The 15,646-nt window shown below is 29.8% G+C and carries 13 protein-coding genes; 11 read left to right on the plus strand and 2 right to left on the minus strand.

Features of this window, described 5'->3' with window-relative positions:
* Positions 1–47 precede the first annotated feature (47 nt).
* Together P4S50_RS05680 and holA are read left to right on the plus strand one after the other, a co-directional pair.
* The gene (locus P4S50_RS05680; RefSeq protein WP_277733651.1) at positions 48–1,310 is read left to right on the plus strand and encodes a ComEC/Rec2 family competence protein; all 1,263 of its coding nucleotides are present in this window, start codon (positions 48–50) and stop codon (positions 1,308–1,310) included.
* On the plus strand, positions 1,288–2,319 hold the full coding sequence (gene holA, locus P4S50_RS05685) for a DNA polymerase III subunit delta (protein WP_277733652.1): 1,032 nt from the start codon (positions 1,288–1,290) through the stop codon (positions 2,317–2,319). The genes P4S50_RS05680 and holA overlap by 23 nt, the downstream gene beginning before the upstream one ends.
* A gap of 70 nt (positions 2,320–2,389) precedes the next feature.
* Here holA and rpsT read toward each other — a convergent pair whose 3' ends face one another.
* Positions 2,390–2,656 (minus strand): 30S ribosomal protein S20, encoded by a 267-nt coding sequence (rpsT, locus tag P4S50_RS05690; protein ID WP_248478001.1) that lies wholly within the window; start codon positions 2,654–2,656, stop codon positions 2,390–2,392.
* Between the two features lie 675 nt (positions 2,657–3,331).
* On the opposite strand from rpsT, the gene gpr reads away from it, so the two are divergent.
* The 9 genes from gpr to dnaJ all read left to right on the plus strand — a co-directional run bounded on the left by gpr (position 3,332) and on the right by dnaJ (position 13,794).
* Positions 3,332–4,279 (plus strand): GPR endopeptidase, encoded by a 948-nt coding sequence (gene gpr, locus P4S50_RS05695; protein WP_277733653.1) that lies wholly within the window; start codon positions 3,332–3,334, stop codon positions 4,277–4,279.
* A gap of 77 nt (positions 4,280–4,356) precedes the next feature.
* The gene (spoIIP, locus tag P4S50_RS05700) at positions 4,357–5,346 is read left to right on the plus strand and encodes a stage II sporulation protein P (RefSeq protein ID WP_277733654.1); all 990 of its coding nucleotides are present in this window, start codon (positions 4,357–4,359) and stop codon (positions 5,344–5,346) included.
* A 5-nt stretch (positions 5,347–5,351) separates the two neighbouring features.
* The gene (locus P4S50_RS05705) at positions 5,352–5,561 is read left to right on the plus strand and encodes a hypothetical protein (RefSeq protein WP_277733656.1); all 210 of its coding nucleotides are present in this window, start codon (positions 5,352–5,354) and stop codon (positions 5,559–5,561) included.
* A 341-nt stretch (positions 5,562–5,902) separates the two neighbouring features.
* Positions 5,903–7,702, plus strand: a complete 1,800-nt coding sequence (lepA, locus tag P4S50_RS05710) for a translation elongation factor 4 (protein WP_277733657.1) — start codon at positions 5,903–5,905, stop codon at positions 7,700–7,702.
* Positions 7,703–7,905: 203 nt separating this feature from the next.
* Complete coding sequence (hemW, locus tag P4S50_RS05715) at positions 7,906–9,042, plus strand: radical SAM family heme chaperone HemW (RefSeq protein WP_277733658.1); 1,137 nt, start codon at positions 7,906–7,908, stop codon at positions 9,040–9,042.
* 92 nt (positions 9,043–9,134) lie between these two features.
* Positions 9,135–10,169 carry a heat-inducible transcriptional repressor HrcA gene (gene hrcA, locus P4S50_RS05720; protein ID WP_277733660.1) on the plus strand — a complete coding sequence of 345 codons (1,035 nt, stop codon included), beginning with the start codon at positions 9,135–9,137 and terminating at the stop codon, positions 10,167–10,169.
* Between the two features lie 16 nt (positions 10,170–10,185).
* The gene (gene grpE, locus P4S50_RS05725; protein WP_277733662.1) at positions 10,186–10,728 is read left to right on the plus strand and encodes a nucleotide exchange factor GrpE; all 543 of its coding nucleotides are present in this window, start codon (positions 10,186–10,188) and stop codon (positions 10,726–10,728) included.
* Positions 10,729–10,765: 37 nt separating this feature from the next.
* The gene (dnaK, locus tag P4S50_RS05730) at positions 10,766–12,604 is read left to right on the plus strand and encodes a molecular chaperone DnaK (protein ID WP_277733663.1); all 1,839 of its coding nucleotides are present in this window, start codon (positions 10,766–10,768) and stop codon (positions 12,602–12,604) included.
* Between the two features lie 62 nt (positions 12,605–12,666).
* Positions 12,667–13,794 carry a molecular chaperone DnaJ gene (dnaJ, locus tag P4S50_RS05735; RefSeq protein ID WP_277733664.1) on the plus strand — a complete coding sequence of 376 codons (1,128 nt, stop codon included), beginning with the start codon at positions 12,667–12,669 and terminating at the stop codon, positions 13,792–13,794.
* A gap of 42 nt (positions 13,795–13,836) precedes the next feature.
* Here the strand turns inward: dnaJ and P4S50_RS05740 are convergent, their stop codons facing one another.
* Positions 13,837–15,642, minus strand: a complete 1,806-nt coding sequence (locus tag P4S50_RS05740) for an NADH-dependent [FeFe] hydrogenase, group A6 (RefSeq protein ID WP_277733665.1) — start codon at positions 15,640–15,642, stop codon at positions 13,837–13,839.
* Positions 15,643–15,646: the final 4 nt, after the last annotated feature.

The following is a 15,646-nucleotide window of genomic DNA, read 5'->3' on the forward strand; positions in this document are numbered from 1 at the left end:
ATGGAGTCTTAGAACTCTTAGCTTTTGGATAAAAAGGAATGATATATATGAGAAGGCCTATTGTACTTATTTTGCTTATAAGTATTATAATTTCATTTGTATATACAAAAAACTATAAGGATAAATTCTACGATATAGAAGGTAAGTATATAGAAGTTGAAGGTATTATTAAAGATGCTATTTATAAAGAATACTATTATGAATACGAAGTTGGAAATTTTTTAATAAGAGATTTTAATAAAGAACAAAAAATAAATATAGGAGAATATATTAGAGCAAAAGGGATTTTTAAAAGTTCATATAATATGGTTATAGATGAATTTGATTATGGAATGTACTTGAAATCAAAAGGTATAGATGGAATATTAAATTGTGAATATATAAAATCATCTAAATCTCATAATATATATTCTTGCATTAAGAATTTAAAAAATAGTTTAGAATATGTAATAGAAGATATTTTTAGAGAAAATTCCTCGTTTATAAATGCTTTAATATTAGGTGATAAGTCTGAATTAGATATAAATATCAAAGAAGCATTTTCAAGGGCTGGAGTCAGCCATATAATAGCTTTATCGGGTCTTCATATAGGTATAGTTATATATATTATGACGTTGATTATAGGTAGAATTAATAATGTAGTGAAGTTTTTTACAATAAGTGCATTAATATTATTATATTGCATTATTGTGGGTTTTAGAGGATCAATGTTTAGAGCCTGTATTTTTAGTTTTATAATATATTTAGCTGTATTTATACAAAGAGAGTACGATGGTATATCGGCACTTTGCCTTGTTGGAATTGTTTTATGTATAATAAATCCATTTAATATATATGATATAGGGGTTCAGTTATCTTTTTTAGCTACTTTATCTATAATATACTTTTATAATAAAATTGATAAGTATATAAAATGTCCTTTAGTATCTACAACATTATCTGCAAGTATATTGACTATACCTGTTGTTTATTATAAATTCAATATTATATCCAATGTATTTCTAATAAGTAATGTTCTAATAGTTCCTACAGTAGGAATTCTTATAGGGTTGATTTTTATTGGTATTATTTTTTACTATATTAAAGTTAATATTATATATTTGATGATATCTAAAATAGTTTGTTTTATAATTTTTTATATAAAATCTATTGTATTTTATTTATCTGATATAAAATACTCATATATAGAATTTGAAACTGTTAGTTTGAAATTAGTTGTGCTTTATTATATACTTTTAATGACATATATGATATATAACGAAAGAAAAACAGTAAAGGAGCAATTAAATGAAGTACGGGGATATAATTAAAGATATAAAAGTGAATAAATACGAGAAAATATATACATTTTATGGAAAAGAAAGTTATCTTATAGATAAATTGATAAAAAAATTTAAGGAAAGTTTAAATGGTGCTTTTATAGATTTTAATTTTTCTACAATAGACGGGAGTCAAACTAGTTTAGATGAAATTATAAGTAGCTTAGAAACTATTCCTTTTATGGATGATAAAAAGATTATAGTTATTAAAAATTTTGAGATTTTGACTAATAAGAGAAAGAATTTTACACAACAAGATGAAGAAGAAATTTGCAAATATATAAAAAATACTCCAGATCATGCAATATTAATATTTGCAAGTTACTCTGATATAGATAAGAGAAAGAAGTTTAGTAAAGAACTTGGAAAACATGGGATTTTATTAAACTGCAATAAACTAGATAATAATGAACTTTTAAAATGGGCTCAAAAAAAGTTTAAAAAAGAGAATGTACAGATAGATAATGCTACATTAAATTATTTTTTAAATAATTTAGATTATCAAAATAAGAACTCAGATAAAACATTGCGTGATGTAGAAAATGAAATTATAAAGATAACTTCATTTGTAGGATCAGGTAAAAAAGCTTCTACAAGCGATATAGATCAGTTGTCTGCTAAAAAAATAGAAAATGATATATTTAAATTGATAGATTTTATAGGAAATAAAAATGGTAGTGAAGCAATAAAAATATTTAATGACATGGTAGTTAAAGGAGAATCTCCTTTGATGGTTCTGAGCATGATTTCGAGACAGTTTAAAATAATAATACAGGCTAAGACATTAAGTAGTAAAGGCGAATCAGAAAATATAATAGCAAAATCTTTGGGGATTCATCCATATGTTATAAAAAAAGCATTGATACAAAGTAGGAAATTTGATAATTCTACAATAATAAGATTACAAAATGAGCTGTTGAGAGCTGATCATAGCATAAAGAATGGTCTTAAAAAAGATATACTGGCATTAGAAATTATAATATCTAAATTCTGCATATAAAATTCGCTTTATGCGAACTCATAGATCATAATAAAAAAAACCCCAGAGATACTGGGGTTTTCTTAGTATATTAACCTGCTATAGTGTTTAACTTTTTAGCTAGTTTAGATACTTTTCTAGCAGCAGCGTTCTTATGCATAGTTCCTTTTGCAGCTACTTGGTATATTTTCTTCTCAGCAGATCTGAAGTTGTTTATTGCTTCTTCTTTGTTTCCCGCAACTAAAGACTCTTCAAATTTTCTTATAGCAGTTTTAACTTGAGATTTTCTAGCTTTATTTAAAGCTGTTTTCTTAGCTATAACGTTTATTCTTTTTTTAGCCGATTTAATGTTAGCCAATCTGTTCACCCCCTTGTATGTATAATGGTTCTTCAAATATCAACAAAGTAGATTTTATCAGAAAAAAAACTAAAAATCAAGGATAAATATATATTAATGATATTTTAAAACGGTGACTTTTAATATAATAGACAAAAATTGAATAAAATATAATAAATTCGTTTAATTTGTCTTAAAAAAATTCGTCTACTCGCTAACGCGGTGACTCATGTCGCCAACGATCCTTACAGTTTCCGTTCTCAAAATTCACATAGTTCATGGCGCCAACAAGTCTCACGACTCTGTTGCTTAAAAATAGTTGCAAGTATAGGCTTTTCAATAAGTTATCCACAAAACAAAAAATGATATAGTTCCCTTAAGAATAAAAAATTCGTCTACTCACTACGTGCTGACTCATATCGTCAATGATCTATAATGTCATTCCCTGTCAAAATTTAAATACGTCCATGATCATAACAAGTATGGTGATTGGATTGCTTAAAAATAGTTGTAAATGTAGTTCTTTAATCAATTATTTTAAATTTAAATAATATATGTTTATATGAAGTTATAAAAAAATAAAAATTGTAAAAAATATATTTATAGTAAATATTTATCCGAAACTTAAAAATTCAGTTAGAGTAAAAACTCCATCTGATTAAGTTTCGATTTATTAAAGATTATGGAGGTGTACTTTTGAAGAATATAAGAACAGATTTGGCTATTGAAGCAAGAGAAATGTATAGTGAAGATAGAGATGTTGAAATACCTGGTGTTAAAGTTGATCAAGAAGAAAATGAAGATTATACAGTCACTAGAATTGAGATTATGGATGAAAAAGGAAAGGAAATAATGAAAAAAGAAAAAGGTACTTATATTACTATAGAATCTAAGTATTTGACATTTGACGATGAAGAATCTAGAAATACAATTGTTGGATGTGTAAGTGAGGAATTAAATAAGTTATTTGGAGAGGAAAATAATAAAAAAACATTGATAATAGGTCTTGGAAATTGGAATATAACATCTGATGCACTTGGTCCAAAAACTGTATCAAAGACCTTGGTTACTAGACATCTATTCAAAGCGTATAACAAAGAAGAAGATAAAGACTTAAGTGAAGTAGCAGCTCTTAGTCCTGGAGTTATGGGTATAACAGGTATAGAAACTAGTGAGACGGTTAAAGCACTGGTGGATATGATAAAACCTGATAGAGTAGTAGCCATAGATGCCTTAGCTTCTAGAAAGTTAGAAAGAGTTAATAAAACTATACAAATATCTACTGCTGGAATATCTCCAGGAGCTGGAATTGGAAATATAAGAAAATCTTTAAATGAAGAGTATCTAAATGTTCCTGTAATCGCAATTGGAGTTCCTACAGTTGTTGATGCTGCAACTTTAACGTCTGATGTTATAGATATGACTATAGATAGTCTTATAGAAGAAAGTTCAAATGGAAAACAATTTTATAACATGTTAAAAGAATTAAAAGAAGAAGAAAAATACAGATTAATTAAAGAATTATTGGAGCCATTTGATCAAAATGTAGTAGTTACACCTAAGGATATAGATGAAATAATAGATAATTTATCTATAATACTTAGCATGTCTTTAAATAAATCACTACATCCAGGAATAAATTAATATACTTTCTCATATATATGTATAAATGAATTTAATATTTTTTACTAAAGTGGACAAGAATTAGGGGAGGTATACAAATGAAAAGAAAATCAATAATATTAAGTATTATTTTGAGTATATCTTTTGTGGCTATTTTTTCTATTACAAGCAAAGCTATTAGTTCAAATGAAGAAGACTTTTTGAAATATCTAATAACTAAGACATATCCTGAACTAAAAGAAGAAAAAAAGAGCAAGGGGATTATCAAGATTGGCGCTAATATGTTAAAAAAAGAGGATAAGGAAATTGAAAATCATAAAAGCGAAGAATTCATAAAAATAACTGTTAATGATAAAAAAGGTACAAAGAGCAATAACCAAATAGCAACCAATAATAAAGCTGTAAAAAAAGAAAAACAGACGAAACCTCAGGTACCCCAAAAAGTAGAACTTGTTAATGGGAAACCTCAAATCTTGATATATCATACTCATGGTACTGAAAGTTATGAACCAGAAAGAACAGGTAATTACCATTCTTTAAATAGAAAATACTCAGTACTAGCTGTAGGTGAAGAGTTAAAAAAGAATTTAGAGAAAAAAGGATACAGTGTTTTACATAATCAAGAGTATCATGATTATCCATCTTTTAATGGGTCGTATAGTAGATCGTTAAAAACGGCTAGAGGTGTATTAAGTAAATACGATAGTATAAAATTTATATTTGATATACATCGAGATGGAATAGATATAAAAAATGAAGAAATGAGAAGTAAAGTGAGGAAGCAGGAGACTACTACTATAAATGGAGAAAAAGTAGCGAGATTTTCTATAGTTGTGGGACCTGAAAGTCCTAACCGAAAAGAAGTAGAGAAATTTGCTAACTATATAATGAGTATAAGTAATAAAAAATATCCAGGGCTTGCAAAAAAAGTTATAGTAAAGCCATATGGAAGGTTTAATCAATTTTTATCAAATAATTACGCTTTAATAGAGATAGGAGGAAATGCAAATACTATACAGGAATCTTTGAATACTGCTAAATATTTATCAGAGATACTAGATGAAGCTTTAAAAAATATGAAAAGGTGATCTTTATGGGAAGACTAGAAAGAACTATAGAAAATAAGAAAAACAAAAAGAACAAAAGAACTAGAAGAATATTTACTTGGGTTACCTTTATAATATTTTTATATTGTATAAATATAGTTGACTATAGAACTAGAACTTTTATGGGGATTTACGATGAACCTATTTATATGAAAGTATATACATTTGTTGAAGGCTTATCTTATAAAATAAGATAAGTCTTGTTTAGTTTATACAAAAGGAGACTTACGTAGTTAAAATTCAGTTAAAGTAAAAACTTTATCTGAATTAAGTTTCACTTTATATTAAAAAAATAGGTATTATATATTAGTATTTATAATTAAAAAATAGATATTTAAAATAGATAAATAGTAAATGAATAAAAATTTATTGAAATATAGATAATTACATTATAAAATAAAGATTATATTGCTTATTAAAATAAGTATATATACATATTTTAATCTATAATGGAATTATATAATTTTTAATATGTGCATAAGTCATGCTTTAGCATGAAGCGAATTTTTTAATATAGATGAGGAGGAAACATAAAGTAATGAGTAAACAAAGTAGAACTCGTAATTTCAGTATAATAGCTCATATAGATCATGGAAAATCTACTCTAGCAGATAGACTGATTCAAAAGACAGGACTTGTTAGCGAAAGAGATATGAAGGATCAGCTCCTGGATAATATGGACTTAGAGAGAGAAAGAGGAATAACTATAAAGCTTCAAAATATAAGATTATTGTACAAGGCTAAAGACGGAAATGAATATTATCTGAATTTAATAGATACTCCAGGACATGTCGATTTTAACTATGAAGTATCAAGAAGTCTTGCAGCTTGTGAGGGAGGACTTTTAGTAGTTGATGCAGCGCAAGGTGTTGAAGCGCAAACTCTTGCTAATGTATATTTAGCAATAGATCAAGATCTTGAAATAGTACCCGTTATAAACAAGATAGATCTTCCAAGTGCTAGACCAGATGAAATAAAGGAAGAGATTGAGGATATAATCGGAATTGATGCATCAGAGGCACCTTTAGTATCTGCAAAAGAAGGACTTAATATAGAAGATGTACTTGAGGCTATAGTTAAAAACATACCTGCTCCAACAGGTGATAAAGATGCTCCTTTAAAAGCATTAATATTTGATTCATATTATGATAGCTACAAAGGAGTTGTGGCATATATAAGAGTGTTTGAAGGAACTCTTAAAAAAGGTATGAAAATAAGAATGATGAACACTAAAAAAACTTTTGAAGTTACAGAAGTTGGAGTAATGGCACCTGGACAAGTACCTGTAGATGAATTATGCGCAGGGGATGTAGGTTATGTTGCTGCTAGTATAAAAGAGATAAGAAGCTGTCAAGTTGGAGATACTATAACAGATGATGAAAATCCAACAGATGAGCATATGCCTGGTTACAAGAAGGCAACACCTATGGTTTATTGTGGTATTTATCCAGCAGAAGGTGAAAAGTATGAAGATATAAGAGATGCACTTGAAAAATTACAAGTAAATGATGCTGCTCTTGAATTCGAAGCAGAAACATCAGCGGCTTTAGGATTTGGATTTAGATGTGGATTCTTAGGACTTCTTCATATGGAAATAATGCAAGAAAGACTAGATAGAGAGTTTAATCTTAACATAATAACTACTGCTCCATCTGTTATATATAGAGTTACTAAACATGATGGAGAAGTATTAATGATACAAAATCCAACGAATCTTCCTCCTGTTACTGAAATAGAAATGATGGAAGAGCCTATTGTTACATCTAATATAATAGTTCCTAATGATTACGTAGGAGTTGTTATGGAACTTGCACAAGAAAGACGTGGAGAAATGAAAAATATGGAGTATATAGATACAAGAAGAGTTATGCTTCATTATGAACTGCCACTGAACGAGGTTATATATGATTTCTTTGATGCTCTAAAATCTAGAACAAGAGGATATGGATCTTTAGATTATGAGTTTAAAGAATATAGAAAATCTAATCTAGTTAAATTAGATATACTTATAAATAAAGAACAAGTAGATGCCCTATCTTTTATAGTGCATGAAAGTACAGCATATAATAGAGGTAAGGTTATGTGTGAGAAATTAAAGGATGAAATACCAAGACATCAATTTGTAATTCCAATACAAGCTTCTGTAGGAAATAAGGTTATTTCAAGAGAAACTGTAAGAGCGCTTAGAAAAGACGTTTTAGCTAAGTGTTACGGTGGAGATATTTCTCGTAAGAAGAAATTACTTCAAAAGCAAAAAGAAGGTAAGAAGAGAATGAGACAAATAGGATCTGTAGAAGTTCCTCAAAAAGCATTTATGTCAGTACTAAAAATAGATTAACAATAAAAGTCCTAAAATACTATAAGCCAGTATTTTAGGACTTTAATATTCTATACGAAATTATATGATTTTGAATGTATGGATAACATTGGTTAAAGAACTATACTTGCAACTATTTTTAAGCAACGGAGCCCGTAGGGATCGTTGGCGACATGAGTCACCGCGGAGCGAGTAGACGAATTTTTTTATTAGGAGGAATTATATTGGAAAAAGGACTTTATGTACATGTACCCTTTTGTATAAAAAAGTGTAATTATTGTGATTTTAATTCTTTTAAATTAAATGAAGAAGATAAGAAAGAATATATTGAAGGAATAATAACTGAAATGAATCTTTACTCTAAAAAATTTGATAAAGATTGTTTTTCAACTGTATTCATAGGAGGGGGAACTCCGAGTATTTTAGAAAGTGAAGAGCTTAAGTTGTTAATAGATAATATACACAGTAACTTTAATATATCAGATGGTGCTGAAATAAGTATTGAAGCAAATCCTGGAACTTTAACTAAAGAAAAATTAGAGATTTTGTATTTAGCAGGTGTAAATAGACTTAGTATGGGTCTTCAATCTAGTAATAAAAAACATTTAGAGTCTCTTGGTAGAATACATTCATATGAAGAATTTAAAAAGAATTTTGAAATAGCAAGAGAAATTGGATTTGAGAATATAAATGTAGACTTGATGTTTTCTCTTCCTAATCAAACTTTTGATGAGTGGAAACAAACACTTGAAGATGTTGTTAAGCTAAATCCAACTCATATATCTGCATATTCTCTTATAATAGAGGATGGGACGGTATTTGGAAGATTATATGATGAAGGAAAATTAGAAATAATAGATGAAGAATTATATTTAAAAATGTATTATTATACAAGAGATTATTTAAAAGAAAATGGATATAATCAATATGAAATTTCAAATTATGCAAAAGATAAGAAGGAATGTAAGCATAATGTATTATATTGGAAATGTGGTCACTACTTAGGCCTTGGACCTGGATCACACTCTTATTTAAATGAAGAAAGATTTTCAAATTATAAGGATATAAAAACATATTGTGAAAAACTAAAAGAGTATGAATTGCCTGTAGAAAATATAGAGAAGCTTGATAAAAAAGATATGATGGAAGAAAAAATAATTATGGGGCTTAGAATGAATGAAGGCATAGATTTAGAAAAAATTAATGAAAAATTTGAAGTGGATTTTATGAAAATATATAAAAGTGAAGTAGAATCTTTAAAAAATAAAGGTCTTATAAAACTTGAAAACTCTAAAATGTGCTTGACGCATAAAGGAATAGATATAAGCAATAAAGTGTTTATAGAATTTTTGAAAAAGTAATCTTGACAAAATTGAATAATAGTGGTATTTTAAATGCATAAGGTTTTTAGCACTCGGATGTGGTGAGTGCTAACAGCAAAGAGGTGATTCTTGTGAGTTTAACTGAAAGAAAAAGAAAAATACTGGAGGCAATAATAAAGGATTATATTGAGAATGCTGAAGCTGTAGGATCTAGAACCATATCAAAAAAGTATGAATTAGGAGTGAGTGCAGCTACAATACGAAATGAGATGTCTGACTTAGAAGAAATGGGCTATTTAATTCAGCCACATACCTCTTCTGGTAGAGTGCCATCTGAAAAAGGATATAAACTATATGTAAATAGCTTGATGAGTGAAGATGATTTAACAGACCCAGAAAGACAAATTATAAAGCAATCTATAATAAAAAATATGGGTGAAGTTAAATATTTATTAGAAGATACTCTAAAGCTTCTTTCGAAATTTACTAATTGTACATCGCTGGCATTAACACCGAAGGCTAGTGAAATTAAAATAAAGCATTTACAAATAGTATATGTTAATGAAAATAGCATTTTACTCATTATAATAACTGATAAAGGTGTTGTTAAAAATACCTTAATAAAACATAAGATGCAAATGAATGAAGAAAAAATTAATATAATCTCTAAAATGTTAAGTGAGCATTTTACTGGTAAGACAATGAGAGATTTGGATGAAGAGTTTATAAAATATGTAAATTCTCAAATGTTAAATTATAATAACCTTTTGGATAATATATTAGATGGAATATATTATAATTTATCCCAAACCGATGATTTAGAGGTTTTATTAAATGGCGTAACCAATATATTCAATTTTCCAGAATTTAATGATATAGTAAAGGCCAAAGCTTTTCTAAATGTATTAGAGGAAAAGCAGATGGTTGCAAATATATTGAACACGAAAGGTATAACTAAAGAACATCTCAATATAGTTATAGGTAGTGATAATTATCACAATATAATAAAGGATTGCAGTGTTATAACAGCTACTTGTGATATAGATGGAATAGTTATAGGGAAAATAGGTATTATTGGACCTACTAGAATGGATTATTCTAAGATGTGTTCTATAGTCAATTGTGTAGGAGAAGTACTGAAAAAATCTATTGAGAAAAAGCTGTAATATAGTTTGTTAAGGGGTGAAAGCTTTGAAAGAAAAAGAAATACTTGAAAATGAAATGGACCAAGAGATTGAACAAGATGATGACCAATCACAAGAGACAGGAGAATCTTGTGAAAATATAGATTCTAAAGACAAAGAACTAGAAGAAGTTAAAGATTCATTACAAAGACTTCAAGCAGATTTTAACAATTATAGAAGAAGAGTAGAAAAAGAAAAAAGTGATATAAGCTTATTTGCAAATGAAAAGATAATAACAGAATTACTTCCAGTAATGGATAATATGCAAAGAGCTATTGATTCTTCAACTGAAGATGAAAAAGAAAGTGGTATTTACAAAGGTGTAGAGCTTGTATTAAAACAATTAGTAGATACTTTTAATAAGTTTGGGGTAGAAGAAATACAAACTGATGAGTGTGATTTTGACCCAAATTATCATTATGCTGTACTTCAAGATGAAATAGAAGGAGTAGAAGCTAATAAAGTTGTAGATGTATTACAAAGAGGATACAAATTTACAAACAAAGTTATAAGACCAGCAATGGTTAAAGTATCAAAATAGATAAATATAATATTGAATTTAAAAGGAGGATATAGATATGAGCAAAGTAATAGGAATCGATTTAGGAACAACTAATTCATGTGTATCAGTACTTGAGGGAGGAGAGCCAACTGTTATAACTAATGCAGAGGGATTAAGAACTACTCCATCTATAGTAGCTTTTGGAAAAGATGGTGAAATAATAGTAGGAGAGCCTGCAAAAAGACAAGCTGTTACTAATCCTGAAAAAACTATAATGTCTATAAAAAGACATATGGGAACTGATTATAAAGTTAATATAGATGGAAAAGATTATAGCCCACAAGAAATTTCAGCTATGGTACTTCAAAAGTTAAAATCTGATGCAGAAGCACACTTAGGAGAGACTGTTAAAGAAGCTGTTATAACTGTTCCAGCTTATTTTACAGATGCTCAAAGACAAGCAACTAAGGATGCTGGTAGAATAGCAGGACTTGAAGTTAAGAGAATTATAAATGAGCCAACTGCTGCAGCTTTAGCATATGGTCTTGATAAAGCTAATGAAGATCAAAAAATATTAGTATTTGACTTAGGTGGAGGAACTTTTGATATATCTATACTTGAAATTGGAGATGGAGCATTCGAAGTTCTAGCTACTAATGGAAACAACCACTTAGGTGGAGATGATTTTGATGAGGTTATAATAAACTATATAGCTGAGGACTTTAAAAATCAAGAAGGAGTAGATTTAAGAGCTGATAAGATGAGTCTTCAAAGATTAAAAGAAGCTGCTGAGAAGGCTAAAAAAGAGCTTTCAAGTGTTATGACTACAAACATAAATTTACCATTCATAACTGCAACAGCTACTGGACCAAAGCACTTAAATATGGATCTTTCAAGAGCTAAATTTGAAGAACTTTCAGCTAAATTAGTAGAAAATACTATGGAGCCAACAAGAAAAGCATTAGCAGATGCTGGTCTTAATCCATCAGAAATAGATAAGGTATTATTAGTTGGAGGATCAACTCGTATACCAGCTGTTCAAGAAGGTATTAAAAAGTTTATAGGTAAGGATTCTCATAAAGGAATAAACCCAGATGAGTGTGTATCTGTAGGAGCATCAATTCAAGGTGGAGTATTAACTGGAGAAGTTAAAGATTTATTACTTTTAGATGTTACTCCTTTATCTCTTGGAATTGAAACTTTAGGAGGAGTATTAACTAAGATAATAGAAAGAAATACTACTATACCAACTAAGAAGTCTCAAGTATTCTCTACAGCTGCTGATAATCAAACTGCTGTTGATATTCATGTTCTTCAAGGTGAAAGATCTATGGCAACTGACAATACTACACTTGGAAGATTCCAATTAACAGATATTCCACCAGCACCAAGAGGAGTACCTCAAGTAGAAGTTACTTTTGATATAGATGCAAATGGTATTGTTCATGTTTCAGCTAAGGATATGGGAACAGGTAAAGAGCAAAAAATAACTATTACATCTGATACAAATCTTTCAGAAGAAGAGATAGAAAGAAAAGTTAAAGAAGCAGAGATGAATGCTCAACAAGATAAAGAAAGAAAAGAAAAGATAGAAGCTGTTAATAATGCAGAATCTACTATATATCAAACAGAGAAGACTTTAAATGAATTAGGAGATAAAGTTTCTGCAAATGATAAAACAGAAATAGAAGCCGCTATTAAAAACCTAAAAGAGGTTAAAGAGAAGCAGGATGCAACTTCAGAAGAACTTAAGAAGGCTACTGAAGATGTAATGACTAAATTCCATAAAGTTTCTCAAGAGATGTATCAACAAGCAGCTGCAGATCAACAAGCACAAGGAGATGCAGGTCAAGAAGGTCCTAAGGACGATAATGTTGTTGATGCAGATTATGAAGTTGTTGATGACGAAAAATAATACAAATAGCTTGTGGCAAATAAAGTCACAAGCTATTATTATGATATGGGCGGTGATATAAGTTGAGTAAAAGGGATTATTATGAAGTGCTAGGTGTTGAAAAAGGTGCTTCAGACCAGGAATTGAAAAAGGCATACAGAAAGCTTGCTATGAAATATCATCCAGACAGAAATCCAGATAATAAAGAAGCTGAGGATAAATTTAAAGAAGCAAATGAAGCTTATGAAGTTCTTTCGGATGCTCAAAAAAGACAAAATTATGATCAGTTTGGTCATGCTGGAGCAAATGGAGGCCATGGCGGATTCGACTTTAATGGATCTGGATTCGGTGGATTTGAAGATATATTTGGAGATATGTTTGGGGACATATTTGGAGGCGGAAGATCAAGAAGAAGAAATGGACCAGAAAGAGGGTCTGACATTAGATATAGAATGACTATTTCTTTTGAGGACGCTGCATTTGGAATTGAAAAAGAAATAACTATAAATAGAAGTGAAAGCTGTGATGAATGCTCTGGAACAGGAGCAAAACCAGGAACATCTAAAAAAACTTGTCCTACTTGTGGCGGTTCAGGTGAGGTAAAACAAGCTCAGAGAACTCCTTTTGGAACTATGATGAACGTTAGACCTTGTCATGCTTGTTCAGGTAGTGGAAGTATAATAGAAACGCCTTGCTCTAAATGTTCTGGTAAAGGTGAAGTAAACAAGAAAAAACAAGTAAATATTAAGATACCTGCAGGAATAGATGATGGTTCTGCAATAAGACTTTCTGGAGAAGGTGAATTAGGCCTAAGAGGAGGTCCAAGAGGAGATTTATATGTTGTAATAGATGTATTACCTCATAAACTATTTGAAAGAGATGGAAATGATGTATACTGTGAAATGCCTATAACATTTGCACAAGCTGCTCTTGGAGATGAGGTTGAAGTACCTACTCTTGATGGTAAGGTTAAATATAAGATACCTGAGGGAACTCAAACAGGAACTGTATTTAGACTAAGAGAAAAAGGTATACCAAGACTTAGATCTAAAACAAGAGGAGATCAGTATGTAAAAGTTGTAGTAGAGGTTCCTAAAAAACTTTCAGAAAACCAAAAAGATCTTTTAAAACAATTTGCAAAAGAAAGTGGAGAAGAGGTTCATGAGCAACGTAAAAACTTCTTTGATAAAATGAAAGATTTACTTAAATAGAATATATTAAAAAGAAAACAGCTGGTGTTATATACCAGCTGTTTATTTTTTTTGATTTTCGCTATCTAAATAAGGATACTTTCCTCTAGGGGTAAAGGTTGTATGAAGATACTTATGAGATACATCAGATAGAGGTTTTCCTAGGAATTCTTTGTAAATTTGATGTATTCTTGGATTGTTGTGTGACTGTCTTATAATTTTACTTTTATCAATATTATATAAAGTGTCAGCTCTATTATGTCTGTAACTTAATGAGATATACTTATAATCTCTATTAGCGAGTATTGGTTGACCTCCACCGCCTACACATCCTCCGGGACAGGCCATAACTTCTAGGTAATCGAATTTTTTCTTACCTGATTTAAAATCTTCTATAGCTATTCTAGCGTTTTTTGTACCGTGGGCTATAGCAATTGTAATAGTTTTATCTCCAATTTTTACAGTTCCATATTTTAGACCGCTTTGCCCTCTGGCTTCTTCATAATCAGGAATTGACATCTCTTCTCCTGTAATCAATCTATGAGCACTTCTAACAGCAGCCTCTAATACTCCTCCTGTTGCTCCAAATATCATACCAGCACCGCTAAATTGATCAAAAGGCTCATCGTATTCGCTATCTGGTAAATTTGCAAAATCTATACCTACTTCTCTTATCATTTTAACTAATTCTCTAGTTGTAAGAACGTGGTCTACATTTCTAAATCCATCTGAAGTCATCTCTGGTCTTGAAGCTTCATACTTTTTAGCAGTACAAGGCATTATAGCTACTGTTACTATCTTACTTGGATCTATATTATATTTTTTTGCATACCAAGTCTTTGTTAATGCACCACACATTTCATGAGGAGATTTAGTAGATGATAGATGATCTAAAAGTTCTGGATAGAAGTTTTCTGCAAATTTGACCCAACCAGGGCAGCAAGATGATAAAAGAGGGAGTTTTTCAGGCTCGTTTACTAGTCTATCAACTAATTCACTACCTTCTTCCATTATTGTTAAATCAGCTGTAACATCAGTAGCAAATACTTTGTCAAATCCAAGTCGTTTAAGTGAGGTAACGAGTTGTTTTGTTACAAGCTTACCAATTGGCATATTAAAGGATTCTCCTATTGTTACCTGTATAGAAGGGGCAGTTTGAGCTATAACTATTTTGTGTGGGTCTGATATGGCTCTCCAAACATTGCTTATTTCTTCTTTTTCACTTAAAGAACCTGTAGGACATGCAAGTATGCATTGACCACACATTATGCAAGTTACATCAGCTAAATCTTTTTTAAAAGCAGGTGCTATTATAGTATCAAGACCTCTATTTAGAGGAGAATATACATTACAATCTTGTATAGTATTACATGCTGCCATACATCTTCTGCAATTTATACATTTATTGTAATCTCTTTGTATAGCAGGATTGTTGTCATTGAATCCATAATCTTGCATCTCTCCTGTATAGGGTATGTCTCTAATACCTAAATTATCTGCTAAATTTTGTAGCTCACAGTTTAAATTGCGAACACAGGTTAAACACTCTCTATGGTGATTTGAGAGAAGCAATGTAACTGCTGATTTTCTAGCTTTTCTAACCTTTTCTGTATTGGTCTTAATTCTTAAGCCTTCTCGCACTGGATATACACAAGAAGCTTGAAGGTTATTAATACCTTCTATTTCAACGACACATACTCTACAAGCGCCTATTTCATTGATGCCTTTTAGATAGCATAAACTAGGAATCTCAATGTGAACCATTCTAGCAGCTTCAAGAACAGAAATGCCCTCTGGAACCTGATAATCTATATCGTCTATGGTTATATTAACCATTACACTTTCACTATTTTCATTAGTATTTTTCATAAAT

Source organism: Tepidibacter hydrothermalis (assembly GCF_029542625.1).
In the GTDB taxonomy this organism is placed as follows: domain Bacteria; phylum Bacillota; class Clostridia; order Peptostreptococcales; family Peptostreptococcaceae; genus Tepidibacter_A; species Tepidibacter_A hydrothermalis.